At 56.6% G+C, this 25,228-nt stretch carries 19 protein-coding genes and 1 pseudogene; 13 read left to right on the top strand and 7 right to left on the bottom strand.

Annotation, left to right across the window (positions count from 1 at the left end; genetic code table 11):
• Positions 1–211 precede the first annotated feature (211 nt).
• The 4 genes from metA (at position 212) to aceK (ending at position 6,143) form a co-directional block, all read left to right on the top strand.
• Complete coding sequence (gene metA / locus GV764_RS03910; protein ID WP_161659070.1) at positions 212–1,141, top strand: homoserine O-acetyltransferase MetA; 930 nt, start codon at positions 212–214, stop codon at positions 1,139–1,141.
• Between the two features lie 249 nt (positions 1,142–1,390).
• Positions 1,391–2,989 carry a malate synthase A gene (gene aceB, locus GV764_RS03905; RefSeq protein ID WP_161659069.1) on the top strand — a complete coding sequence of 533 codons (1,599 nt, stop codon included), beginning with the start codon at positions 1,391–1,393 and terminating at the stop codon, positions 2,987–2,989.
• Between the two features lie 24 nt (positions 2,990–3,013).
• Positions 3,014–4,336, top strand: a complete 1,323-nt coding sequence (aceA, locus tag GV764_RS03900; protein WP_161659068.1) for an isocitrate lyase — start codon at positions 3,014–3,016, stop codon at positions 4,334–4,336.
• Between the two features lie 55 nt (positions 4,337–4,391).
• The gene (aceK, locus tag GV764_RS03895; RefSeq protein ID WP_161659067.1) at positions 4,392–6,143 is read left to right on the top strand and encodes a bifunctional isocitrate dehydrogenase kinase/phosphatase; all 1,752 of its coding nucleotides are present in this window, start codon (positions 4,392–4,394) and stop codon (positions 6,141–6,143) included.
• A 19-nt stretch (positions 6,144–6,162) separates the two neighbouring features.
• On the opposite strand, the gene iclR is transcribed toward aceK, so the two are convergent.
• Positions 6,163–6,999, bottom strand: coding sequence for a glyoxylate bypass operon transcriptional repressor IclR (gene iclR, locus GV764_RS03890; protein WP_161659066.1), 837 nt, complete (start codon positions 6,997–6,999; stop codon positions 6,163–6,165).
• Between the two features lie 242 nt (positions 7,000–7,241).
• Between iclR and metH the strand changes: the two are divergent.
• Together metH and GV764_RS03880 are read left to right on the top strand one after the other, a co-directional pair.
• Positions 7,242–10,924, top strand: a pseudogene (metH, locus tag GV764_RS03885) (methionine synthase).
• A gap of 401 nt (positions 10,925–11,325) precedes the next feature.
• Positions 11,326–12,954 (top strand): Na/Pi cotransporter family protein, encoded by a 1,629-nt coding sequence (locus tag GV764_RS03880; protein WP_161659065.1) that lies wholly within the window; start codon positions 11,326–11,328, stop codon positions 12,952–12,954.
• A gap of 48 nt (positions 12,955–13,002) precedes the next feature.
• On the opposite strand, the gene GV764_RS03875 is transcribed toward GV764_RS03880, so the two are convergent.
• On the bottom strand, positions 13,003–13,299 hold the full coding sequence (locus GV764_RS03875; protein WP_161659073.1) for an addiction module antidote protein: 297 nt from the start codon (positions 13,297–13,299) through the stop codon (positions 13,003–13,005).
• Entirely contained in the window at positions 13,292–13,609 is a 318-nt protein-coding gene (locus GV764_RS03870) for a type II toxin-antitoxin system RelE/ParE family toxin (RefSeq protein WP_161659064.1), read from the bottom strand. The genes GV764_RS03875 and GV764_RS03870 overlap by 8 nt, the downstream gene beginning before the upstream one ends.
• A 198-nt stretch (positions 13,610–13,807) precedes the next feature.
• Between GV764_RS03870 and rluF the strand changes: the two genes are divergently transcribed.
• Positions 13,808–14,683: a 23S rRNA pseudouridine(2604) synthase RluF gene (gene rluF / locus GV764_RS03865; RefSeq protein ID WP_161659063.1), complete on the top strand. Its 876-nt coding sequence runs from the start codon at positions 13,808–13,810 to the stop codon at positions 14,681–14,683.
• Between the two features lies 1 nt (position 14,684).
• On the opposite strand, the gene GV764_RS03860 is transcribed toward rluF, so the two are convergent.
• The 3 genes from GV764_RS03860 to lysC all read right to left on the bottom strand — a co-directional run bounded on the left by GV764_RS03860 (position 14,685) and on the right by lysC (position 17,561).
• Entirely contained in the window at positions 14,685–14,957 is a 273-nt protein-coding gene (locus tag GV764_RS03860) for a YjbD family protein (RefSeq protein ID WP_161659062.1), read from the bottom strand.
• Between the two features lie 105 nt (positions 14,958–15,062).
• Positions 15,063–16,010 (bottom strand): ketopantoate/pantoate/pantothenate transporter PanS, encoded by a 948-nt coding sequence (gene panS / locus GV764_RS03855; RefSeq protein ID WP_161659061.1) that lies wholly within the window; start codon positions 16,008–16,010, stop codon positions 15,063–15,065.
• Positions 16,011–16,199: 189 nt separating this feature from the next.
• Positions 16,200–17,561 carry a lysine-sensitive aspartokinase 3 gene (lysC, locus tag GV764_RS03850; RefSeq protein WP_161659060.1) on the bottom strand — a complete coding sequence of 454 codons (1,362 nt, stop codon included), beginning with the start codon at positions 17,559–17,561 and terminating at the stop codon, positions 16,200–16,202.
• A 337-nt stretch (positions 17,562–17,898) separates the two neighbouring features.
• Between lysC and pgi the strand changes: the two genes are divergently transcribed.
• From pgi to psiE, 6 genes are all read left to right on the top strand, one after another.
• Positions 17,899–19,548, top strand: a complete 1,650-nt coding sequence (pgi, locus tag GV764_RS03845) for a glucose-6-phosphate isomerase (RefSeq protein ID WP_161659059.1) — start codon at positions 17,899–17,901, stop codon at positions 19,546–19,548.
• Between the two features lie 361 nt (positions 19,549–19,909).
• Positions 19,910–20,155 carry an exopolysaccharide production protein YjbE gene (gene yjbE / locus GV764_RS03840; protein WP_161659058.1) on the top strand — a complete coding sequence of 82 codons (246 nt, stop codon included), beginning with the start codon at positions 19,910–19,912 and terminating at the stop codon, positions 20,153–20,155.
• Between the two features lie 62 nt (positions 20,156–20,217).
• Positions 20,218–20,856: a YjbF family lipoprotein gene (locus GV764_RS03835; RefSeq protein WP_328515150.1), complete on the top strand. Its 639-nt coding sequence runs from the start codon at positions 20,218–20,220 to the stop codon at positions 20,854–20,856.
• Complete coding sequence (locus GV764_RS03830; RefSeq protein WP_161659057.1) at positions 20,853–21,590, top strand: capsule biosynthesis GfcC family protein; 738 nt, start codon at positions 20,853–20,855, stop codon at positions 21,588–21,590. The genes GV764_RS03835 and GV764_RS03830 overlap by 4 nt, the downstream gene beginning before the upstream one ends.
• Positions 21,590–23,686, top strand: coding sequence for a YjbH domain-containing protein (locus GV764_RS03825; RefSeq protein ID WP_161659071.1), 2,097 nt, complete (start codon positions 21,590–21,592; stop codon positions 23,684–23,686). The genes GV764_RS03830 and GV764_RS03825 overlap by 1 nt, the downstream gene beginning before the upstream one ends.
• Positions 23,687–23,819: 133 nt before the next feature.
• Positions 23,820–24,239 carry a phosphate-starvation-inducible protein PsiE gene (gene psiE / locus GV764_RS03820; protein ID WP_161659056.1) on the top strand — a complete coding sequence of 140 codons (420 nt, stop codon included), beginning with the start codon at positions 23,820–23,822 and terminating at the stop codon, positions 24,237–24,239.
• Positions 24,240–24,332: 93 nt separating this feature from the next.
• On the opposite strand, the gene malG is transcribed toward psiE, so the two are convergent.
• Positions 24,333–25,223: a maltose ABC transporter permease MalG gene (gene malG, locus GV764_RS03815; RefSeq protein ID WP_125294761.1), complete on the bottom strand. Its 891-nt coding sequence runs from the start codon at positions 25,221–25,223 to the stop codon at positions 24,333–24,335.
• Positions 25,224–25,228 lie beyond the last annotated feature (5 nt).

Genomic DNA, 25,228 nt, shown 5'->3' with positions numbered 1-25,228 from the left:
CCCAGTCGTAAGACTGGGCCTTTTGTCGTTCATAACGTATGGTTTTCCTTCCCTGACATCATCGCCTCCCGTTGCATTTTTGTTCTACGCTTTCCCGTTCGTGAAACTTTTTCACCTTTCACATGCAAGCTCGACATTTTGGTTAATCCTGGTTATTGTCAGGCATCTGGATGTCTAAACGTTTAAACGTATGCAGTGAGGATATAAGGTTATGCCAATTCGGGTACCTGATGAGTTGCCAGCAGTGAATTTTTTGCGCGCGGAGAACGTCTTTGTGATGACCACATCGCGCGCCAGTATTCAGGAGATTCGTCCGCTTAAGCTTTTGATTCTCAACTTAATGCCAAAGAAAATTGAGACCGAAAATCAGTTCTTGAGATTGCTGTCGAACTCTCCGCTGCAGCTCGATATCCAGCTATTACGTATCGATTCTCGTGAGTCTCGCAACACGCCAGCTGAGCATTTGAATAATTTCTACTGTAATTTTGAAGATATCTGTCATGAGAACTTTGACGGCCTGATTGTGACGGGTGCGCCGCTGGGCCTGGTAGAGTTTAATGACGTTGCCTACTGGCCGCAGATCAAGCAGGTACTGGAGTGGGCAAAAGAGCACGTCACGTCTACACTGTTTGTCTGTTGGGCGGTCCAGGCCGCGTTGAACATTCTGTACGGTATCCCCAAGCAAACGCGTCAGGAAAAGCTTTCGGGCGTCTATGAGCATTACATCACGCAACCCCACGCGCTGCTCACCAAAGGTTTTGATGATACTTTTCTTGCGCCGCACTCTCGCTATGCTGATTTCCCGGCAGCGTTGATTCGTGACTACACCGATTTAGAGATCCTGGCGGAAACGGAAGGTGGAGATGCTTATCTGTTCGCCAGTAAAGATAAGCGCATCGCGTTTGTCACCGGCCACCCTGAATACGATGCCAATACCCTGGCAGGGGAATACTTCCGGGACGTGGATGCCGGGCTAACGCCTGAGGTGCCCTATAACTATTTTCCGGGTAACGATCCGCAAAACAAACCGCGCGCGACCTGGCGCAGCCATGGCAATTTGCTGTTCACCAACTGGCTCAACTATTACGTCTACCAGATCACGCCATACGATCTGCGCCATATGAATCCAACGCTCGATTAAGCGTTTCAGCACCTTATCGCAGGCACCTTCGGGTGCCTTTTTTGTTTCTGAAAATGGCTTCTTTGTATGATTTAACTTTTTTCAATTAAAAAACAAATAGTTAATGCATTTTAATTTCAAAAATGGAAATTGTTTTTGATTTTGTAAAATGTTTGAGTAGTCTTAATTGTGCTGAACGAAAAATACCCGCGTGGGATCGCGTTCGCAATGCGCAGTTTCTGGACTGGATCAACATTGAGGATCAAGAGCATGACACAACAGGCAACGACGACCGAGCTGACCTTCGAACAGCCTTTTGGCGAGCAGGAGCGGGAAATTTTAACGCCGGATGCGGTGGAGTTTCTTTCTGAACTAGTCAGCCGCTTTACGGTTAAACGCAACCAGCTGCTGGCCGAGCGTGTGAAGGTCCAGTCAGAAATCGACAAGGGTAAGTTGCCAGATTTCATTTCGGAAACAGCTTCCATTCGAAATGCAGACTGGACGATCCGGGGAATTCCCGAGGATTTACAGGATCGTCGCGTTGAGATCACCGGGCCGGTGGAGCGTAAGATGGTGATCAACGCCCTTAACGCCAACGTCAAAGTCTTCATGGCGGATTTCGAAGACTCGCTGGCGCCGAGCTGGAATAAAGTCATCGACGGGCAGATCAACCTGCGCGATGCCATTCGCGGCACCATCTCATGGACCAACGAAGCCGGTAAAATCTACCAGCTGAAGCCCGAGCCCGCGGTGCTGATTTGCCGCGTTCGCGGTCTGCACCTGCCGGAAAAACATGTGACCTGGCGCGGTGAAGCCATTCCCGGCAGCCTGTTTGATTTCGCGCTCTACTTTTTCCACAACGTGGATGCGTTGCTGGCGAAAGGCAGCGGCCCTTACTTCTATCTGCCGAAAACGCAGTCATGGCAGGAAGCCGCCTGGTGGAGCGAAGTCTTTAGCTTTGCAGAAGACCGTTTTGAACTGCCGCGCGGCACCATCAAAGCCACCCTGCTGATCGAAACCCTGCCAGCGGTGTTCCAGATGGATGAAATCCTCCACGCCCTGCGTGACCATATCGTTGGGCTGAACTGTGGCCGCTGGGACTACATCTTTAGCTATATCAAAACGTTAAAAAATCACCCTGACCGCGTTTTACCCGATCGCCAGAGCGTAACGATGGAAAAACCGTTCCTCAACGCCTACTCGCGCCTGTTGATCAGAACCTGCCATCGTCGCGGCGCTTTTGCCATGGGCGGCATGGCGGCGTTTATTCCCAGCAAAGACGCGGAGCGCAACAACTGGGTGTTGAATAAAGTCAAAGCGGATAAAGAGCTGGAAGCCACGAACGGCCACGATGGCACCTGGATTGCCCATCCGGGCCTGGGTGATACCGTTATGGAGGTTTTCAATAAGGCACTCGGCACCAATAAAAACCAGCTCGACGTCACCCGTGAACAGGATGCCCCGATCACCGCCGCTGACCTGCTGGAGCCCTGCCCCGGCGAGCGCACCGAAGAGGGCATGCGCGCTAACATTCGCGTCGCGGTGCAGTACATCGAAGCCTGGATCTCCGGCAACGGCTGCGTACCGATTTACGGCCTGATGGAAGACGCCGCCACCGCTGAAATTTCCCGTACCTCTATCTGGCAATGGATCCACCACCAGAAAACGCTCAGCAACGGCAAACCCGTCACCAAAGCGCTGTTCCGCCAGATGCTGGCCGAAGAGATGCAGGTGATCCAGGAGGAGCTCGGCGAACACCGCTTCAGCCAGGGGCGCTTTGACGACGCGGCGCGCCTGATGGAGCAGATCACGACCTCCGACGAGCTGGTCGACTTCCTGACCCTGCCGGGCTACCGCTTGCTGGCGTAATCAACCCTTAATAACAACTACCCTATGGAGCATCTGCACATGACGACAACTCGTACCCAACAAATTGAACAATTAGAACAAGAGTGGAAACAGGCGCGTTGGGAAGGGATCACGCGCCCGTACAGCGCGGAAGAGGTGGTGAAACTGCGCGGTTCGGTTAACCCGGAATGCACCCTGGCGCAGCTGGGCGCGGCCAAAATGTGGCGTCTGCTGCATGGCGAATCGAAGAAAGGCTACGTGAACAGTCTCGGCGCGCTGACCGGCGGCCAGGCGTTGCAGCAGGCGAAGGCGGGCATCGAGGCGGTTTATCTCTCCGGCTGGCAGGTGGCCGCAGATGCTAACCTGGCCTCCAGCATGTATCCGGATCAATCCCTGTATCCTGCCAACTCGGTCCCGGCGGTGGTGGAGCGGATCAACAACACGTTCCGCCGCGCGGATCAGATCCAGTGGGCTTCCAGTATCGAGCCGGGCGATCCGCGCTATGTGGATTACTTCCTGCCGATCGTGGCGGATGCCGAAGCCGGGTTTGGCGGCGTGCTGAACGCGTTTGAGCTGATGAAATCGATGATTGAAGCCGGTGCAGCGGCGGTTCATTTCGAAGATCAGCTGGCCTCGGTGAAGAAGTGCGGGCACATGGGCGGTAAAGTGCTGGTGCCGACACAGGAAGCCATCCAGAAGCTGGTTGCCGCGCGTCTGGCTGCCGACGTGATGGGCGTGCCGACGCTGCTGATCGCCCGTACCGATGCCGATGCCGCGGACCTGATCACCTCCGACTGCGACGAATATGACCGTGAATTTATCTCCGGCGAGCGCACCTCGGAAGGTTTCTTCCGCACCCATGCGGGCATTGAACAGGCCATCAGCCGTGGGCTGGCCTACGCACCGTATGCCGATCTGGTGTGGTGCGAAACCTCGAAGCCGGACCTGGACCAGGCGCGTCGCTTTGCCGAAGCAATCCACGCCAAATTCCCCGGCAAGCTGCTGGCCTACAACTGTTCGCCGTCGTTTAACTGGAAGAAAAACCTCGATGACAACACTATCGCGACCTTCCAGCAGGAACTGTCGGATATGGGCTACAAATACCAGTTCATCACGCTGGCGGGCATCCACAGCATGTGGTTCAACATGTTCAACCTGGCGCATGCTTATGCGCAGGGCGAAGGCATGAAACACTACGTGGAGCGCGTTCAGGAGCCGGAATTCGCCGCCGCAAAAGAGGGTTACACCTTCGTTTCCCATCAGCAGGAAGTGGGCACCGGCTACTTCGATAAAGTCACCACCATCATCCAGGGCGGAGCCTCATCCGTCACGGCCCTGACCGGTTCGACGGAAGAGTCGCAATTCTGATAAGCCCGACGCCCTCTTCCCGACGGGAGAGGGCATCCATCTGATGGAGAGTGCTATGCCGCGTGGCCTGGAATTGTTGATCGCGCAAACCATCCTGCAAGGGTTTGACGCGCAGTATGGCCGTTTTCTGGAAGTGACCTCCGGGGCGCAGCAGCGCTTTGAGCAGGCGGACTGGCAGGCTGTCCAGCAGGCCATGAAAAAGCGTATTCATCTGTACGACCACCACGTCGGCCTGGTGGTTGAGCAACTGCGCTGCATCACCAACGGCAAAAGCACCGATGCCGACTTTTTATTGCAGGTGAAACAGCACTATACCGAGCTATTGCCCGACTATCCCCGCTTCGAGATTGCCGAAAGCTTCTTTAACTCCGTTTACTGTCGGTTGTTCGACCATCAGTCTCTGACGCCGGAACGGCTGTTTATTTTCAGCTCCCAGCCTGAGCGGCGGTTTCGCACCATCCCCCGTCCGCTGGCGAAAGACTTTTACCCGAAGCAGGGCTGGCCTGCGCTGCTCACCCGGCTATTAAAAGATTTGCCGCTGCGCCTGCCCTGGCAGGATTTGGACCGCGATGTGGGTTACATCATCAATCACCTCACCGAAACGCTGGGCGAGGAGATGCGGGATAAAGTGCATTTACAGGTCGCCAACGAGCTGTTTTACCGTAATAAAGCGGCCTGGCTGGTGGCGAAACTGGTGCTGCCGTCCGGCACGCTACCGTTTCTGTTGCCGATCCACCGCAGCAATGAAGGCGAGCTGTTTATCGATACCTGCTTAACCCGCCCGGCGGAAGCCAGCATCGTGTTTGGCTTCGCGCGCTCCTATTTTATGGTGTACGCGCCGCTGCCCGCTGCGCTGGTGGAGTGGCTGCGCGAGATCTTACCTGGCAAAACCACCGCCGAACTGTATATGGCGATTGGCTGCCAGAAGCACGGCAAAACCGAAAGCTACCGCGAATACCTGCACTACCTCGCCCGGAGCAACGAGCAGTTTATCGAAGCGCCGGGCATACGCGGCATGGTGATGCTGGTGTTCACGCTGCCCGGCTTCGACCGGGTGTTCAAGGTCATTAAAGATAAATTCGCTCCGCAGAAAGAGATGGATGAAGCCCACGTGCGCGCCTGTTACCAGCTGGTGAAAGAGCACGACCGCGTCGGGCGCATGGCGGATACCCAGGAATTCGAAAATTTTGTGCTGGAAAAACGCCAGATCGACCCGGCGCTGATGGCGCTGCTGTTGCAGGAAGCGCCGCAGAAAATCACCGATCTGGGCGATAAGATCGCCATACGCCACCTCTACATTGAACGGCGCATGGTGCCGCTGAATATCTGGCTGGAACAGGTGCAGGGCCAACAGCTGCGCGACGCCATTGAAGAGTACGGCAACGCCATCCGCCAGCTGGCTGCCGCCAATATTTTCCCCGGCGATATGCTGTTTAAAAACTTTGGCGTTACCCGTCATGGCCGGGTGGTTTTTTATGATTACGACGAAATTTGCTACATGACCGAGGTGAATTTTCGCGATATCCCGCCGCCGCGCTACCCGGAAGACGAAATGGCATCGGAGCCGTGGTACAGCGTTGCGCCAGGGGATGTATTTCCTGAAGAATTCCGCCACTGGCTGTGCGCCGACCCGCGCATCAAACCGCTGTTTGAGGAGATGCACGCCGAGCTGTTTCAGGCGGAGTACTGGCGGGCGTTACAGGCGCGTATTCGTCACGGTCACGTGGAAGATGTGTATGCCTATCGACGGCGGCAGCGCTTTTGCCAGCGCTATGCACACCACGCCGCTGATACTGCCGCCTCCTGAACGGGAGGCGGTATCGCTTTTAACGCACGCCGCCGTAAGCCAGCGTCACTTCTTTCGCCGCTTTGATGGCCATCGCGCCCAGCTCGGTTACCCGATCGTCGGTAATGCGGGATATCGGGCCGGAAATAGAAATCGCCGCAAACGGCTGGTGGTGCTCGTCGTAAATGCACGACGCCACGCAGCGTAATCCCAGCGCATGTTCTTCATCGTCGAACGAGTAACCGCGCTTGCGGGTTTGTGCCAGGTCTTCTTTCAGATGGGCCGGGGAAACCAGCGTGGCATGGGTATAGGCGTGCAGCCCTTTGCGGTGCAGCAGTGCGGTGACGTCATCTTCGGGGAGCTGCGCCAGAAAGGCTTTGCCCGCGCCGGAGGCGTGCATCGGCAGTTTGCCGCCGATCGGGGCGGACATGCGCATCAGCTGGGTACACTGTACCTGGTCGATAATAATCGCCTGATGATCGCTCTGGTCCAGCACCGCCAGGTTGACGGTTTCACCGGAGGCTTCCATCAGTTTGCGCAGCATCGGGTGCACAATCGCCAGCAAATTGCGGCTTTGCAGGAAGCTGCTGCCGACGATAAACGCATGCGCGCCAATCGACCAGTGGCCTAAATCCCCCACCTGGCGGACAAAACCAAGCTGTTGCATGGTGGTCAGCAGGCGGTGAGTCGTTGAATTGGGCAGCCCGGCTTGCTGGGCGAGCTCGGTCAGCGCCACGCTGCCGTGTGATTCGGCAATCCATTCAAGGAGCTTTAGCCCGCGCGTCAGCGATTGTACCTGGCCGGTAGCCTGGGGCGCTGGAGCCGCAGCGGCGGTGCGAGGTTTTTTTCCACGTTTAACGGGAACGGCGGCAACCATGGGTGTCTCCTTTTTCTGTATCGTGGAAATAGTTTTCGTTTTATTTGAGTATAATGCAACCCTGGAAAAACTGATCGGATGAGTTCCCCGGGAAAGCACTAAATTTCAGGAAATCAGCGCAGTTGGCGCGTTTTATGAATGAACATCTCTCATGTTGCCATCCTGTGACTTTTCGCCTGTGGCCGAGTGTGCCAGTATGGGCGCATGGCCTGACAGGGCTGAATAACGATCCGGGAGTAAGAGTGACTAATAACAGAGAAAAACTGCTACAGCAGTTGAATGAACGTATTCTGGTGCTGGACGGCGGTATGGGGACCATGATCCAGAGCTATCGTCTGGAAGAAGCAGACTATCGCGGCGAGCGCTTCGCCGACTGGGCGTCCGATTTAAAAGGCAACAACGACCTGCTGGTCCTCACGAAACCGGAAACCATCGCTGCAATCCACTACGCCTATTTCGAAGCGGGCGCAGACATTGTTGAAACCAACACCTTTAATGCCACCACCATCGCCATGGCCGATTACCATATGGAATCGCTGTCGGCGGAGATCAACTACGAAGCCGCGAAGCTGGCGCGCGCCTGCGCCGATGAGTGGACCGCGCGTACGCCGGAAAAACCGCGCTATGTCGCCGGGGTGCTCGGCCCGACTAACCGCACCGCGTCAATTTCACCGGACGTTAACGATCCGGCGTATCGCAACGTCACGTTTAACCAACTGGTGGAAGCCTATCGCGAGTCGACCCGCGCGCTGGTGGAAGGCGGCTCAGATCTGATCCTGATTGAAACCGTGTTCGACACCCTTAACGCCAAAGCGGCGATTTTCGCGGTAAAAAGCGAGTTCGAAGCGCTGGGCGTTGATTTGCCGATCATGATTTCCGGCACCATTACCGATGCGTCGGGCCGTACCCTGTCCGGGCAAACCACCGAAGCGTTCTATAACTCCCTGCGCCATGCCGATGCGCTGTCCTTCGGCCTGAACTGCGCGCTGGGGCCTGACGAACTGCGCCAGTATGTGGCGGAGCTGTCGCGCGTGGCGGAATGCTATGTCACCGCGCACCCCAACGCCGGCCTGCCAAACGCCTTCGGTGAATACGATTTGGATGCCGATGTGATGGCGGCGCAAATCGGCGAGTGGGCGCAGGCGGGCTTCTTAAACATCGTCGGCGGCTGTTGCGGCACCACGCCAGCGCACATTGCCGCCATGAGCAAAGCCGTGGAAGGCGTTGCGCCGCGAAAACTGCCGGAGCTCCCGGTGGCCTGCCGTCTTTCTGGCCTTGAGCCGCTCAACATCGGTGCCGACAGCCTGTTCGTCAACGTGGGTGAGCGCACCAACGTCACCGGCTCCGCCAAATTCAAGCGCCTGATTAAAGAAGAAAAATACAGCGAAGCGCTGGAAGTGGCGTTGCAGCAGGTTGAAAGCGGCGCGCAAATCATCGACATCAACATGGATGAAGGGATGCTTGACGCCGAAGCGGCGATGGTGCGTTTCCTGAATCTGATTGCCGGTGAGCCGGATATCGCTCGCGTGCCGATCATGATCGACTCCTCGAAATGGGACGTGATTGAGAAAGGCTTACAGTGCATCCAGGGTAAAGGCATCGTGAACTCGATCTCCATGAAAGAAGGGGTTGAGACTTTTATCCATCACGCGAAGCTGGTGCGCCGCTACGGCGCGGCCATGGTGGTAATGGCGTTCGATGAAGTCGGCCAGGCCGATACCCGCGAGCGCAAAATCGAAATCTGCCGCCGGGCCTACAAAATTCTCACTGAAGACGTGGGCTTCCCGCCGGAAGACATCATTTTCGACCCGAATATCTTCGCCGTGGCGACGGGGATTGAAGAGCATAACAACTACGCCCAGGATTTTATCGGCGCGTGTGAAGACATCAAGCGCGAACTGCCGCATGCGATGATCTCCGGCGGCGTGTCGAACGTGTCGTTCTCGTTCCGCGGCAACGACCCGGTGCGTGAAGCCATTCACGCCGTGTTTCTTTACTACGCCATTCGCAACGGTATGGACATGGGGATCGTCAACGCCGGGCAACTGGCGATTTATGACGACCTGCCTGCAGAACTGCGTGACGCGGTGGAAGACGTGATCCTTAACCGTCGCGAAGACGGCACCGAGCGTTTGCTGGAACTGGCGGAAAAATACCGCGGCAGCAAAGGCGACGATGCCGCCAACGCCCAGCAGGCCGAGTGGCGCAGTTGGGACGTGGCGAAGCGTCTCGAATATTCGCTGGTAAAAGGCATCACCGAATTTATTGAAGAGGACACCGAGCAGGCGCGCCAACAGGCGGCGCGCCCGATTGAGGTCATCGAAGGGCCGCTGATGGCGGGCATGAACGTGGTGGGCGACCTGTTTGGTGAAGGGAAAATGTTCCTGCCGCAGGTGGTGAAATCCGCGCGCGTGATGAAGCAGGCGGTGGCTTACCTTGAACCCTTTATTAACGCCAGCAAAGAGCAGGGCAAAAGCAACGGCAAAATCGTGCTGGCGACGGTGAAAGGCGACGTTCACGATATCGGTAAAAACATCGTCGGCGTGGTGTTGCAGTGCAATAACTATGAAATCATCGACCTTGGCGTGATGGTGCCGACCGATAAAATCCTCAAAACCGCACGCGAAGTGAATGCCGATATCATCGGGCTTTCCGGGCTGATCACCCCGTCGCTGGATGAAATGGTCAACGTTGCCAAAGAGATGGAGCGCCAGGGCTTTACGCTGCCGCTGCTGATCGGCGGCGCGACCACCTCCAAGGCGCATACTGCGGTAAAAATTGAGCAGAACTACAGCGGCCCGACGGTTTACGTGCAGAATGCCTCGCGTACCGTGGGCGTGGTGTCGTCGTTATTGTCCGATACGCTGCGCGACGATTTTGTGGCGCGAACGCGTAAAGAGTATGACACCGTGCGTGTTCAGCATGGACGGAAAAACCGCGCACCCCGCCGGTCACGTTGCAGGCCGCGCGTGAGAATGACCTGGCGTTCGACTGGGAAAGTTATACGCCGCCGGTGGCCCATCGCCTGGGCGTGCAGGAAGTGACGGCCAGCATCGAAACGCTGCGTAATTATATCGACTGGACGCCGTTCTTTATGACCTGGTCGCTGGCCGGAAAATATCCGCGCATTATGGAAGATGAAATCGTTGGCGAAGAGGCGAAGCGCCTGTTCAAAGACGCCAATGATATGCTCGACCAGCTCAGCGCCGATAAGTCGCTGAATCCGCGTGGCGTGGTGGGGCTGTTCCCGGCCAACCGTGTGGGTGACGACGTTGAGATCTATCGCGATGAAACCCGCACCCATGTGCTGGCGGTCAGCCGTCATCTGCGTCAGCAAACCGAAAAAGTCGGCTTTGCCAACTACTGCCTGGCGGATTTCGTCGCGCCGAAACTGAGCGGCAAAGCAGATTACCTGGGCGCGTTTGCCGTAACCGGCGGGCTGGAAGAAGACGCCCTCGCCGGGGCGTTTGACGCCCAGCACGATGATTACAACAAAATCATGGTTAAAGCGGTGGCCGACCGTCTGGCTGAAGCCTTTGCCGAATATCTGCACGAGCGGGTGCGTAAAGTCTACTGGGGCTACGCCGCCAATGAAAATCTCAGCAACGAAGAGCTGATCCGCGAGAATTACCAGGGCATCCGTCCAGCGCCAGGCTACCCGGCCTGCCCGGAGCATACCGAGAAGGCCACCATCTGGCAGCTGCTGGACGTGGAAACCCGCATCGGCATGAAACTTACCGAATCCTACGCCATGTGGCCCGGGGCGTCGGTTTCCGGCTGGTACTTTAGTCATCCCGACAGCAAGTATTTTGCCGTGGCGCAGCTGCAAAAGGATCAAATTGAGGACTATGCGCAGCGTAAGGGGATGAGCGTGAGTGAGGTAGAACGGTGGTTGGCGCCGAATCTCGGCTACGACGCCGACTGACCTGGCTTGCTTGCCATTTTGAACCTGGGCAGTGCTCGTGACAGTCACGTACTGTGTGTACGCTCCTGTCACTGCGCGCTGTCCGTGTTCAAACTGGCTGCGCCGCCGACGGTCAGTCACTCCGCTGGTTGAAATAAAACACCTTGCTGCGTGCGGTCGCGCGTAAACAGGCTGTGCCGCCGGCGGCCAGCCACTCCGCTGGTTTGAAGTAAAACCCGTCGCTGTCATCAAAATGTCATTTTTATTTACAACATACAGGGCGCCATCACGGCGCCTTGTCTCTTTCTTACGTTTATCCCCTTATACTGAGACAGGGGTTGGCCCTTTTGTCATGCCCATTCGCAGGCAGTACGGCAGGCAGGCGGGGCGGCCCCAGGGAACCATAACGAGAAGGAGAAACTGTGTTAACACTTTTGCACCTGCTTTCGGCAGTGGCGCTGCTGGTGTGGGGCACGCATATCGTGCGCACCGGCGTTATGCGCGTGTACGGTGCGCGGCTTCGTAGCGTACTCAGCCGGAGTGTCGAGAAAAAACCGCTCGCCTTCTGCGCGGGCATTGGCGTCACCGCGCTGGTTCAGAGCAGTAATGCCACCACCATGCTGGTGACCTCGTTTGTCGCCCAGGATCTGGTGGCGCTTGCGCCCGCGCTGGTGATTGTGCTGGGGGCCGATGTGGGGACCGCCCTGATGGCGCGTGTCCTGACTTTCGACCTGTCCTGGGTTTCGCCGCTCTTGATCTTCCTCGGGGTGGTGTTCTTCTTAAGCCGCAAACAGAGCCGCGTCGGACAACTGGGGCGGGTCTCCATCGGGCTTGGCCTGATTTTGCTGGCGCTGGAACTGATCGTCCAGGCCATGACGCCGATTACCGAGGCGTCCGGCGTTAAGGTCATCTTCGCATCGCTGACCGGCGATATTTTGCTGGATGCGCTGATTGGCGCGATGTTCGCAGTGATCAGTTACTCCAGCCTCGCAGCGGTTCTGCTTACCGCCACCTTCGCCGCAACCGGCGTGATCTCCTTCGACGTGGCGCTGTGCCTGGTGATTGGCGCGAACCTCGGTTCAGGCATTCTGGCGATGCTCAACAACGGTACCGCGACGCCAAACGCCCGCCGCGTGGCGCTGGGAAGCCTGCTGTTTAAGCTGGTGGGCAGTCTGCTGGTACTGCCCTTCGTCCACGTGCTGGCGGACGCGATGCAGAAACTGCCGCTGCCGGATTCGGAGCTGGTGATCTATTTCCACGTCTTTTATAACCTGATCCGCTGTATTGTGATGGTGCCCTTTACCGGGCCGATGGCGCGCTTTTGCCGCCGGGTGATTGCCGATGCGCCGGAACTGGATATGCGCCTGAAGCCGAAACACCTCGATCGCACCGCGCTGGACACGCCGGCGCTGGGCCTGGCAAACGCCGCGCGTGAAACCCTGCGCATGGGCGATGCCCTGGAGCAGATGCTGGAACTGTGGAGCAAAGTGATGCACGGCGAGCCGCGTCAGGAGAAAGAGCTGCGTAAGCTGGCTGACGACGTGGAGGTGCTGCATATCGCCATCAAACTCTATCTGGCGCAAATGCCGAAGGAAGATCTGGCCGAGGAGGAGTCGAAGCGCTGGGCAGAAATCATCGAAATGTCGCTTAACCTTCAGCAGGCAGCTGAAATTCTTGAGCGTATGGGCAGCGAAGTGGCGGATAAATCCCTGGCGGCGCGGCGCGCGTTTTCCCCTGCCGGGCTGGAGGAACTGGACAACCTGTTGGGGCAACTGACCAGCAACCTGAAGCTGGCGCTGTCGGTATTTTTCTCTGCCGATATCGCCAGCGCCCGTCGCCTGCGGCGCAACAAGCACCGCTTCCGGATCATGAACCGGCGCTACGCCCATGCGCACGTTAATCGTCTGCACCAGCAGAACGTGCAAAGCATCGAAACCAGCTCGTTGCATCTCGGTCTGCTGGGCGATATGAAGCGCTTGAATTCGCTGTTTTGTTCGGTGGCTTACAGCGTGCTGGAGCAGCCGGATGATGATGATGAACGAGACGAGTAACGTTTTGCGAGACAGATTCAACAACCCCGCGTAATGCGGGGTTGTTGTTTAAGAACGATAAGAAAGCGATCGTTTGGTTGTTAATTCAATACCCAATGCTTTCATAACGGATAAGGTGGTTTTAAGCGTGGGATTTCCGTTATCGCTAAATGAGCGGTAAAGCTGCTCGCGAGATAACCCTGTTTCAGATGCAATTTGGGTCATCCCTTTTGCGCGAGCCACCACGCCTAATGCTTTAGCGATGTAGGCAGCGTCGCCAGTTTCCAGTGCATCTGCGATAAATACGGCAATTTCATCATCATCAATCAATGCAACTGCAGGATCGTAAGACGTTAATTTATTCATCATCAATTTCCACGGTTCCAGTCCAGTTTTTGGCGAGCAGTTTAGCCAGGGCAATATCATTGGCTTGCGTTTGTTTATTTCCGCCATTAAGCAACAGCAAGGTTGCCTCACCTGTTTGCTGAAAGTAAATGCGATAGCCTGGGCCGTAATGGATTCGCAGTTCGCTAATCCCTTCACCAACGGGTTCAACATCTCCCGCCAACCCATTTGCTAATCGAAACACGCGTGTAGCGATTAGCGTCCTGGCTCTTTTGTCTTTAAGTTTTGACTCCCAGTGACGAAATGTCTTCGTCTGCAAAATAATAAACATAACGCTCCCTGTAGTTTATAAACTACTTTTTGCGAAAACAAGATGCAGTAAAGATAATCCTGTAAAAAGGGGAGATAAAAACGCATCGGCAGGAATTAGAAGACATCTCGCAAGATATCCACATGGACATGGAGATGTGATTCTCGCTGTACGAAACTGACGTCAGGTAAGGTATAGTCCGTTTTTTTCGGAGGAACCATGCTGCCAAACTTATCAACCCGTCTTAATAAATACATCAGCGAGAGCGGCATCTGCTCCCGTCGCGAAGCCGATCGCTATATCGAACAGGGAAACGTTTTTATCAACGGTAAGCGCGCCGGGATTGGCGATCAGGTTGTCGCCGGAGACGTGGTAAAAGTGAATGGGCAGCTGATTGAGCCACGTAATGAAGAAGATCTGGTGTTTATCGCGCTCAACAAACCGGTCGGCGTGGTGAGCACCACCGAGGTCGGCGAGAAAGACAACATCGTTGATTTCGTTAACCACAGCACCCGTATCTTCCCGATTGGCCGCCTGGATAAAGATTCCCAGGGGCTGATTTTCCTGACTAACCACGGCGACCTGGTGAATAAAATCCTGCGCGCCGGTAACGATCACGAAAAAGAGTACCTGGTGACGGTGAATAAACCGGTGACCGACGAGTTTATTCGCGGTATGGGCGCGGGCGTGCCGATGCTGGGCACGGTCACTAAAAAGTGCAAAGTGAAGCGCGAAGCGCCGTTTGTGTTCCGCATCACCCTGATTCAGGGTCTCAACCGCCAGATCCGCCGTATGTGCGAGCACTTCGGTTTTGAAGTCACAAAACTTGAGCGCGTGCGCATCATGAACGTGAGCCTGAAAGGGCTACCACCGGGAGAGTGGCGCGACTTAACCGACGACGAGCTAATCGAGCTGTTTAAGCTGATAGAGAACTCTTCCTCGGAAGCCAAACCGGCGAAGAAAGCGAAACCGAAAGCTGCCCCTGCCAGAAGCCCGGCGGCCAAACCTGCTAATAAGGGCGGCGCGAAAACCCCGGCAGAGCTTGGGCAGCGTAAGCGCTTTACGCAGCCCGGTCGTAAGAAGAAGGGCCGCTAGTTTAGCGTCTACCGCGGGTATGGGTGCTGGCGCTCCAGGAAAAGGTGCTGGTGGTATCAGGTTTTGACGCCTGCTTTTTCTTAACGGCGCGCGCCTGTTTGGCCGCTTTTTCGCGTTCGGCCATCAGCTTGTCGATGTACTCTTTTTTGACATGGTTGGCTTCTGAGTTGGTCAGCGGTCTGCCGTGGGCGATTCTGGCGCGGTCGAGCAGCGTTTTCAGTTCGCGCTGCTCACTTTCGGTCATCTCTTTTTGGGTCAGTCGGGGCGTTGCCATGGTAAACCTCTCGATCCGGGAGTCTGTCTGTAGACTACTGCCCGCAGGCGTTCGCCACAATCCGCCAGCCGATAAAAAAACAGCCCGGCGAGCGGGCTGTTTTGTTCAGGCTTTACGCTTTTTCAGGCGTTTAGCAGGCGTGCCGTCAACCGGTTTGCCTGACCAGTAACCCGCCAGCAGCGAGCCCGACAGGTTGTGCCATACCGAAAACAGCGCGCCCGGCAGCGCCGCGAGCGGAGAGAAGTAGATTTTCCCCAGCGCGGCGGCGAGGCCAGAGTTCTGCATCCCCACTTCAATCGCCAGAGTGCGGCAGGTGGATTCGTCGAAGCCAAACAGCCGTCCGCCCCAGTAGCCGCCCAGCAAACCAATGGTGTTATGCAGGATCACCGCCGCAATCACCACCAGACCGACCGAGGCGATATGCGCGGCGGAACCGGCCACCACGGCGCTGATAATGGCCAGAATGCACACCATCGAAAACGCCGGCAGGTAAGGCTCTACGGCTTTCACCAGCCGGGGGAATAAGTGATGGACAACCAGCCCCAGTCCAATCGGGATCACCACAATCTGAAGAATGCTCAGCAACATCCCCATGACGTCGACCTGGATATGCGCATCCACATACAGGCGAGTCAGCAGCGGCGTAGCGACCACGCCTACCAGCGTAGAGACCGAAGAGATGGTGACGGACAGCGCCACATCGCCTTTCGCCAGATAAATCATTACGTTTGACGCGGTGCCGCTGGCCACGCTGCCCACCAGCACCATCCCGGCAGAAAGGTCGGGCGGCATCCTGAACAACATCGCCAGCAGCCACGCCGCGAGCGGCATCACCAGATAGTGCAGAAAAATCCCGGCGGCCACCGGCGCGGGGCGCGACAGCACCCGTTTGAAATCGTCGAGTTTCAGGTGCACGCCCATGCCAAACATAATCAGCATCAGCAGGGTGGCGACCCAGGGACCCATCGGCGTGAAAGTGGAGGGCGTGTAATACGCGATAACCGAGAGCAGCAGCGCCCAGAGCGGGAACAGCCGCGTCAGTAATGCCAGCATGTTGTTTTCCTTTAAGTGTGTTGGTGTGTTCCCCTGCCGCTGTGATCGCGGCGGTGCGTTATCGCTGTAGGGGAAAAGGCCCGAACGAGAGCCATAAGCATTGTGTATCGTGTGGGGAAGTTTTATTCAATTGAATTATGGTCATCTACCCCTTCTGAGGCCGCAGAGCCTCAGAAGGGAAACGCCGACTCACTCAAATAAATTGTGATGCAGTTTCTGGACGACTTGTTCCGCGTCGCTGCCCGGCACCAGGAAGCACAGGTTATAGCTGGATGCGCCATAGCAAATCATGCGGATATTGAACGGCTCCAGCACGCCGAACACCTCTTTACCCACGCCACAGGCCTTCGACAGGTTGTTGCCGATCAACGCCACCAGCGCCAGGTCCTGCTCGACTTCCACGCGGCACAGGGAAGAAAGCTCGGTCAACAGCGCCTGGGTCAGCAGGGTATCGCCGGTCGAGGTAGAGCCGGTGGTATCCAGCGTCAGCGCCACGCTCACTTCAGAGGTGGTAATCAAATCCACCGAGATATTATGGCGCGCCAGGATGCTGAATACTTCGGCCAGGAAGCCGCGTGAGTGCAGCATATTCAGACTGTGCAGCGTCAGCAGGGTTTGTTTGCGGCGCAGGGCCAGCGCCCGGAACAGCGGGGGATTATGGGTTTGATTGCATACCAGCGTCCCGCCCGCTTGCGGATCTTTACTGGAGCCGACAAACACCGGGATATCGCTGCGTACCGCAGGCAGCAGCGTCGCCGGATGCAGCACTTTCGCGCCAAAAGTCGCCATTTCAGCGGCTTCTTCAAAGGCGATTTCATCAATGCGTTTCGCGGCAGGCACCACGCGCGGGTCGGTAGTGTAAATGCCTGGCACGTCGGTCCAGATATCCACGCGGCTGGCTTTTAACGCTTCGCCCAGCAGTGCGGCGGTATAGTCGCTGCCGCCACGGCCCAGGGTGGTGGTGCGGCCTTTGGATTCGCTGCCGATAAAGCCCTGGGTAATGACCAGCCCCTCCGCCAGACGCGGGGCCAGTTGCAGGTTACTCAGTTCGGCAAGGGCGTTCACGTCCGGTTCGGCGCGACCAAAGCGGTCGCTGGTGCGCATCACTTTGCGCACGTCAAACCACTGGGCCACGACACCACGTTCACGCAGGATCTCGACAAACAGCAGGGTGGACATCAGCTCGCCGTGGCTGACCAGTTCGTCAGTCAGGGCCGTTGAGGTCGCCAGCGAGGCGGCTTCCGCCAGGGTGGTGATATTTTCCAGCAGACGGTCAATCTCTTCGCGGATCACCTGCGGATTTGCCAGATGGCCTAAAATGTCGTGCTGGATTTTGCGGATGGCGTCCAGCTTCACGAAGCGTTCCGTCGCTTCCAGGCCTTCGGCCAGCGCAACCAGCAGATTGGTTACGCCCGCAGAGGCGGAAAGCACGACCAGGCGCACGTTGGGATCGGATAGCACCACATCGGCGCTGCGGTTCATGGCGTCGAAGCTGGCGACGCTGGTGCCGCCGAATTTCGCGACGATGAGAGGGGATGTTGTGTGCGACATAACTACCTCGTGTGATTCCCTTCGCCTTTCACGTTGTAGTTGCGTTGGGTCGTTTGCTTTGGGAATGTTAAGTAATAATTTTTTTAACGATCGCTTTTATAAATAAAGTTTCCACCGGGCCCTTGTCAACGCCGGGATTATGGGGATTTTTCATGTTCCGGGAGGGTCCAGGAAAATAACTTATAACCGCTATACTTTGCCGGAAAGCTCGATTCAGCAATCTGGCGGCGGTGTATTCGGCGAGTGATACGAGCAGGGCACAAAAGTCATCGCAATTGCCTGGAGTAGCGCTACAATCGACGGCAGTCACATTTTTCAAATCCACATGAGTATTGCTATGAAAAACATCAATCCAACGCAGACCTCTGCCTGGCAGGCACTACAAAACCATTACGCTGAAATGAAAGATGTCACCATCGCGTCGCTTTTCGCCGACGATGCTGACCGTTTCGCTAAGTTTTCCGCGACCTTCAACGATCAGATGCTGGTGGATTACTCCAAAAACCGCATCACCCGGGAGACGCTGGATAAACTGTTAGCGCTGGCGAAAGAGACCGATTTGCAGGGCGCGATTAAGTCGATGTTCTCCGGCGAGAAAATCAACCGTACCGAAGATCGTGCAGTGCTGCATGTGGCGCTGCGCAACCGCAGCAACACCCCGATTCTGGTGGATGGCAAAGATGTCATGCCGGAAGTAAACGCGGTGCTGGAGAAGATGAAATCCTTCTCGGAAGCGATTATCTCCGGCAACTGGAAAGGCTACACCGGCAAAGCGATTACCGATGTGGTCAACATCGGTATCGGCGGCTCCGACCTCGGTCCGTTTATGGTGACCGAAGCGCTGCGTCCGTACAAAAATCATCTCAATATGCATTTCGTTTCTAACGTTGACGGAACGCACATCGCCGAAGTGCTGAAGAAAGTGAACCCGGAGACCACGCTGTTCCTGGTCGCGTCCAAAACCTTCACCACCCAGGAAACCATGACCAATGCCCACAGCGCGCGTGACTGGTTCCTGAAAGCGGCGGGCGATGAAAAACACGTGGCGAAGCACTTCGCTGCCTTATCGACGAACGGCAAAGCGGTGGGCGAGTTCGGTATCGATACCGCCAACATGTTTGAATTCTGGGACTGGGTCGGCGGACGTTACTCCCTGTGGTCGGCGATAGGCCTGTCAATCATTCTGTCAGTGGGGTACGACAACTTCGTTGAACTGCTGTCCGGCGCGCACGCCATGGACCAGCACTTCTCCACCACCGAACTGGACAAAAACCTGCCGGTGCTGCTGGCGCTGATCGGCATCTGGTACAACAACTTCTTTGGCGCGGAAACCGAAGCGATCCTGCCATACGATCAGTACATGCACCGTTTTGCGGCCTATTTCCAGCAGGGCAACATGGAATCCAACGGTAAATTCGTTGACCGCAACGGCAATGCGGTGGATTACCAGACCGGTCCTATCATCTGGGGCGAGCCGGGCACCAACGGCCAGCATGCATTTTATCAGCTGATCCACCAGGGCACTAAACTGGTGCCGTGCGACTTTATCGCCCCGGCGATCACCCACAACCCGCTGTCCGATCACCATCCGAAGCTGCTGTCCAACTTCTTCGCCCAGACCGAAGCGCTGGCTTTCGGTAAATCCCGCGACGTGGTTGAGCAGGAATTTGCCGATCAGGGTAAAGATCCGAAAACCCTCGATCACGTCGTGCCGTTCAAAGTGTTTGAAGGCAACCGCCCAACCAACTCCATCCTGCTGCGTGAAATCACGCCGTTCAGCCTGGGGGCGCTGATTGCGCTGTATGAGCACAAAATCTTTACTCAGGGCGCAATCCTGAACATCTTCACCTTCGATCAGTGGGGAGTGGAATTAGGCAAACAGCTGGCGAACCGTATTCTGCCGGAGCTGAACGATAAGAGTGAAATTAGCAGCCACGACAGCTCTACCAACGGTTTAATTAACCGTTATAAATCCTGGCGTGGATAATGAGCAATACCATAAACAATGCCGGCGTTATGCCGGCATTTTTTTATCAGATTTATCCCGTTGTCACAGTGTTATTAAAAAAGTGGCCGCTGAGGTTTATCTGAAAATAAATTCAGTCAGCCGGAAAGGGACAAAAAAATTAGGAATAACCGGAGATTGAATTTTATATGTAATTTAATATCTGATTGTTTTTAATGTTTATTTTATATTTTTCCTCGTGATTTACTTTCTGCGCGTTTAATTGTCCGAAAGCCATCCTGACAATTCCCTGTCACGGCAAATCCCCCAGCCTGGTTATGTATACTCGGTAGCGCCTGGAGAGTTCAGGTATATATCCATTCATTTAATGAAAGGAACCGCTATGAAGAAAATAACCTATGGCGTATTTGCCGTGTCTCTGCTTGCCGCATCGTCTGCTTTCGCCGCACCGGTGGAAATGGGTGAAGCGGCGGGTAGCGCCGCGACATCGGTCTCAGCAGGCACGTCTACTGCGACCAGCGCCAGTACGGTTGGATCGGTAGTCGGTGTGGCGCTTGCCGCAACGGGCGGAGGCGACGGTTCAAACACCGGAACCACCACAACCACCACAACCAGTACCACCCAGTAACGTAACGGGTGTTTTAACCATAACCACACTGCGGTGTGGTTATTTTGACCCTGGGGAAACACGTGAAGCGAGTCGCGATCATGACAGTGTGCCTGCTGTTGCAGGCGTGTTCAGCCAATCTCACCGGCATGGGTAAGTCGCTCTGGAACAATGTGACGGGACGGGACGGCGTCACTCTCACCGATGACGACATTCATAATATGCCCTATGCCAGCCAGTACATGACGCTCAACCACGGTCCGCAGCTGTTTGTGGTGCTCGCCTTCTCGGAAGACGGGCAGCAGAAATGGGTGACGCAGGATCAGGCGGTGTTAATCACTCAACACGGGCGGCTGATTAAAACTGCCGGGCTGGGCGATAACCTGCTCCAGGTGGGCAACCTGGATGCCGATCCGCTGAAGGCGCCGGGGCAAATCCGCGACGGCGCAGGCTGGACACGGGTGATGGGCTGGACTGAGCATCAGCAGGTGCGTTACGCCACCGCACGCTCGCAGTTTCGCTGGCAGGGCAGCGACAGCCTGAAAACCGGCAGCGACATCACCGCCGTTCGGGTGCTGGAAGAAACGATAACCACCGAGCGGGCAAGCTGGACCAACCGCTACTGGATCGACAGCGACGGACAAATCCGCCGTTCTGAACAGACGCTCGGTGCCGACTATTACCCGGTCACCACGCAACTCATCAAGGCGGCGAAATCATGAGAATGCTTCCTTTCACCGCCTTCATGCTGAGCCTGTTAAGCCAGAGCCTTTACGCGGCGGGCACGGTAACGGTACATCGCACCGACAGCGGCGAAACGCTGAAAATTCGGGATGCCCGACGTTTATCCGATGTGGTGAGCCAACCCGCGCTGGCGCACAGCTGGTGGCCGGGGGCCGTGATTGGCGTAACGGGGAAAACCCGCGAGCAACAGGCGCACCATCAGCAACTGCTGTCCCGGCTGGCCGCTCTCGCCGCGCAGGAATCAGGTGAGGACGCCGCCGCCATTCGCCAGCTTCAGCAGCAAATGGCGGCGCTTAAGGTCACGGACCGTCAGTTTGTCGAACTCGATCCTGATGCGCTGAGAGTCAGGACTGCCGCCAATAAGGCGCTGGCCGGTGATTACACCCTGTGGACCGGTAAGCTGCCTGACCATATCACCCTGTATGGCCTGGTGAGCGGCGCGGGGGACAGGCCGTTCACGCCGGGTAAAAGCGTGGCGGAGTATCTCGACGAAACCGCGTTGCTCAGCGGGGCGGAGCGCAGTTACGCCTGGGTGATTTATCCGGATGGACGGGTGCAAAAAGCGCCAGTGGCGTACTGGAACAAACGCCACGTTGAGCCGATGCCGGGCAGTGCCATCCTGGTCGGCTTTTCGGCGCGGCTTTTTACTTCGGCATATGACGACCTCAACGCGCAGCTTGTCGATTCCCTGACGCATCGGATACCACAATGATAAAAAAACGCTACCTGTATAGCCTCGTGGCGCTGGCCGTGGCGTCGGCATGCCAGGCGGAGACCTGGCCCGCGCCGGTCGGCCCTTCGCAATCGGATTTCGGCGGCGTGGGCCTGATGCAAACGCCCACGGCGCGGATGGCGCGTGAAGGCGAGCTTAGCCTCAACTACCGCGATAACGATCAGTACCGCTATTACTCTGCCTCGGTACAACTGTTCCCGTGGCTGGAAACCACGCTGCGCTACACCGACGCCCGCACCCGGCGCTACAGTAGCGTCGAGGCGTTTTCCGGCGATCAAACCTATAAGGACAAAGCCTTCGACCTCAAACTGCGGTTGTGGGAAGAGAGTTACTGGATGCCGCAGATCGCCGTCGGTGCGCGGGATATCGGCGGCACCGGGTTGTTCGATGCCGAATACATTGTGGCGAATAAAGCCTGGGGACCGTTCGATTTCTCGCTGGGTTTAGGCTGGGGTTATCTGGGCACCAGCGGCAACGTGAAAAACCCGTTCTGTTCGTACAGCGACAAATACTGCGCACGCGACAACAGCTATAACAAAGCCGGCTCCGTGGATGCGGGCCAGATGTTCCACGGCCCGGCGTCTCTGTTCGGCGGGGTGGAATATCAGACGCCGTGGCAGCCGCTGCGCCTGAAGCTGGAGTATGAGGGCAATAACTACACTCAGGACTTCGCCGGGAAGCTTGAGCAGAAGAGCAAGTTTAACGTCGGCGCTATTTATCGTGCGACCGATTGGGCCGACGTTAACCTGAGCTATGAGCGCGGCAACACTTTTATGTTCGGCGTGACCCTGCGCACCAATTTCAATGACCTGCGTCCGCGCTATAACGATAACCGCCGCCCGGAATACCAGCCGGAGCCGCAGGAAGCGATCATCCAGCACAGCGTGGCGGCGAATCAGCTGACGCTGCTGAAATACAACGCCGGGCTGAACGATCCGCAACTTCAGACCCAGGGCGACACGCTGTACGTCACCGGCGAGCAGGTAAAATACCGCGATTCCCGTGAAGGCATTGAGCGCGCCAACCGGATTGTCATGAACGATCTGCCTGAAGGCATCCGCACCATCCGCGTTACTGAGACGCGCGCCAATATGCCGCAGGTCACCACCGAAACCGACGTCGCCAGTCTGCAACGCCATCTGGAAGGCGAGCCGTTAGGCAAGGAAACCGCGCTGGCGCAGAAGCGTATTGAACCGGTCACTCTGGAGAAACCGGAGCAGGGCTGGTATATCGAGCCTTCGCGCTTCAGCTTCCATCTCGACCCGGTGTTGAATCAGTCCATCGGCGGGCCGGAAAGTTTTTATATGTATCAGGTGGGGGTGATGGGCACCGCCGACTGGTGGGTCACCGACCATCTGCTGACCACCGGCAGCCTGTTCGCCAACATCGCCAATAACTACGACAAATTTAACTACACCAATCCGCCGAAGGATTCTTCCCTGCCGCGGGTGCGCACCCACGTCCGTGACTACGTGGAAAACGATGTCTATGTGAATAACCTGCAAGCCAACTACTTCCAGTATTTCGGCAACGGTTTTTACGGCCAGGTTTACGGCGGTTATCTGGAAACCATGTACGGCGGCGCGGGGGCGGAAGTGCTGTATCGCCCGGTAGACAGCAACTGGGCCTTCGGCGTTGATGTCAACTACGTGAAGCAGCGCGACTGGCGCAGCGCACAGGACATGATGAAATTCACCGACTACAGCGTTAAAACTGGCCATCTTTCGGCGTACTGGACGCCGCCCTTTGCCCAGGATGTGCTGATCAAAGCCAGCGTCGGGCAGTATCTGGCCGGGGATAAGGGCGGCACGCTGGAAGTCTCCAGACGCTTCGACAGCGGCGTGGTGGTGGGCGGCTATGCCACCCTTACCAACGTGTCGCCGGATGAATACGGGGAAGGGGACTTTACCAAAGGCGTGTACGTTTCCGTGCCGCTCGATCTGTTCTCGTCTGGCCCGACCCGCAGCCGCGCGGCCATCGGCTGGACGCCGCTCACCCGCGACGGCGGACAGATGCTGGGACGCAAGTTCGATCTCTACAGCATGACCAGCGATCGCAGCGTGAATTTCCGCTGATCGCTACCGCAGCGCGCCTGGCTTTCATACGCAGGCGCGCTGACGAATGGTCAAAACATAAGCAAATAAAACTAGATCTGGATCACACTTCTGACGTATAACGATTTCTCACTCCTGAGATGAGGACGCTGCGATGTCCACGCTATCCGCTTCGTCACGTGCGCGCGGGGAATGGGTTTCTTCCATCCTGCAAACGGTGTTGAACCTTGGCTTGCTCAGCCTTGGCCTGATCCTGGTTATCTTTCTCGGCAAAGAAACCCTGCATCTGGCTGATGTGCTCTTCTCACCCCTTCAGGCCAGCAAATACGAGCTGGTGGAAGGGCTGGTGGTTTATTTCCTCTACTTCGAATTCATCGCCCTGATCGTCAAGTACTTCCAGTCCGGCTACCACTTCCCGCTACGCTATTTCATTTACATCGGCATCACCGCAATCGTGCGGTTGATCATCGTGGATCATAAAGCGCCGATGGATGTGCTGATCTATTCCGGGGCGATCCTGCTGCTGGTGATCACGCTATGGTTGTGTAACTCGAAACGGCTGAAGCGCGAATAAAAATGGCGGCCTGAAGGCCGCCGAAGGGAGTCACAGATAAGGAAAATCACAACGGCAATTGAGGATAATAACAGTGGCATATAACGATGAAACTTAGCCTTTCACGCCCCCCGCCGTCAGCCCGCTGACCAGCCAGCGCTGGGCCAGCAGGAACACCAGGGTGATCGGGATAGCGGAAAGTACCGCAGCCGCAGCAAAGTCGCCCCACAGGTAGTTTTGCGGGTTGAGGTATTGCTGCATGCCCACGGCCAGGGTGTAGCTGTTCACATCACGCAACAGCAACGACGCGACCGGCACTTCAGTGATGGCGGCGATAAACGACAGAATAAACACCACCGCCAGAATCGGCACCGACAGCGGCAACAGCACTAAGCGGAACGCCTGCCACGGCGTTGCGCCATCCAGCGCGGCGGCTTCTTCCAGCGAGCCGTCGATGGTTTCGAAATAGCCTTTAATGGTCCAGACGTGCAGCGCAATGCCGCCGAGGTAGGCGAAGATCACCCCGCCGTGGGTGTTCAGACCGATAAACGGAATGTACTGCCCGAGGCGATCGAATAACGCATACAACGCTACCAGCGACAGCACCGCCGGGAACATCTGGAAAATCAGCATGCCTTTCAGCAGGGTAGCTTTACCGGGGAAACGCATACGGGCAAAAGCGTAGGCGCAAGTCGTGGAAAGCGCCACTATGCCCACCGCGGTAATGCCTGCGATTTTCACTGAGTTCCACAGCCATAGCAGTACCGGGAACGGCGGCGGGGTGACGCTGCCGTTGGCATGCACCACGTTAAAGCCCAGCGCCAGCTTCCAGTGCTCCCAGGAGATTTGTTCCGGGATCAGGCTACCGGTGGCGAAGTTGCCGGAGCGCAGCGAGATCGCCACGACCATCAGCAGCGGGAACATAATCGCCGCGATAAACATCAGCAGTAACAAGTGCGTGATAAACAAACGCAGCTTTTGAGATTTCGGTTGCACCATAGCCATGTGTC

This window comes from Atlantibacter hermannii (assembly GCF_009907385.1).
Classification (GTDB): domain Bacteria; phylum Pseudomonadota; class Gammaproteobacteria; order Enterobacterales; family Enterobacteriaceae; genus Atlantibacter; species Atlantibacter hermannii_A.
Note: the sequence above shows the minus strand (reverse complement) of the source record. Positions and strands in the feature narration are given on the sequence as shown.

What these genes read in the sequence shown, in the direction of transcription:
- metA (WP_161659070.1), top strand. Translation starts at nt 212, where the DNA reads ATGCCAATTCGGGTACCTGATGAGTTGCCAGCAGTGAATTTTTTGCGC.
- aceB (WP_161659069.1), top strand. Translation starts at nt 1,391, where the DNA reads ATGACACAACAGGCAACGACGACCGAGCTGACCTTCGAACAGCCTTTT.
- aceA (WP_161659068.1), top strand. Translation starts at nt 3,014, where the DNA reads ATGGAGCATCTGCACATGACGACAACTCGTACCCAACAAATTGAACAA.
- aceK (WP_161659067.1), top strand. Translation starts at nt 4,392, where the DNA reads ATGCCGCGTGGCCTGGAATTGTTGATCGCGCAAACCATCCTGCAAGGG.
- iclR (WP_161659066.1), bottom strand. Translation starts at nt 6,999, where the DNA reads ATGGTTGCCGCCGTTCCCGTTAAACGTGGAAAAAAACCTCGCACCGCC.
- GV764_RS03875 (WP_161659073.1), bottom strand. Translation starts at nt 13,299, where the DNA reads ATGAATAAATTAACGTCTTACGATCCTGCAGTTGCATTGATTGATGAT.
- GV764_RS03870 (WP_161659064.1), bottom strand. Translation starts at nt 13,609, where the DNA reads ATGTTTATTATTTTGCAGACGAAGACATTTCGTCACTGGGAGTCAAAA.
- rluF (WP_161659063.1), top strand. Translation starts at nt 13,808, where the DNA reads ATGCTGCCAAACTTATCAACCCGTCTTAATAAATACATCAGCGAGAGC.
- GV764_RS03860 (WP_161659062.1), bottom strand. Translation starts at nt 14,957, where the DNA reads ATGGCAACGCCCCGACTGACCCAAAAAGAGATGACCGAAAGTGAGCAG.
- panS (WP_161659061.1), bottom strand. Translation starts at nt 16,010, where the DNA reads ATGCTGGCATTACTGACGCGGCTGTTCCCGCTCTGGGCGCTGCTGCTC.
- lysC (WP_161659060.1), bottom strand. Translation starts at nt 17,561, where the DNA reads ATGTCGCACACAACATCCCCTCTCATCGTCGCGAAATTCGGCGGCACC.
- pgi (WP_161659059.1), top strand. Translation starts at nt 17,899, where the DNA reads ATGAAAAACATCAATCCAACGCAGACCTCTGCCTGGCAGGCACTACAA.
- yjbE (WP_161659058.1), top strand. Translation starts at nt 19,910, where the DNA reads ATGAAGAAAATAACCTATGGCGTATTTGCCGTGTCTCTGCTTGCCGCA.
- GV764_RS03830 (WP_161659057.1), top strand. Translation starts at nt 20,853, where the DNA reads ATGAGAATGCTTCCTTTCACCGCCTTCATGCTGAGCCTGTTAAGCCAG.
- psiE (WP_161659056.1), top strand. Translation starts at nt 23,820, where the DNA reads ATGTCCACGCTATCCGCTTCGTCACGTGCGCGCGGGGAATGGGTTTCT.
- malG (WP_125294761.1), bottom strand. Translation starts at nt 25,223, where the DNA reads ATGGCTATGGTGCAACCGAAATCTCAAAAGCTGCGTTTGTTTATCACG.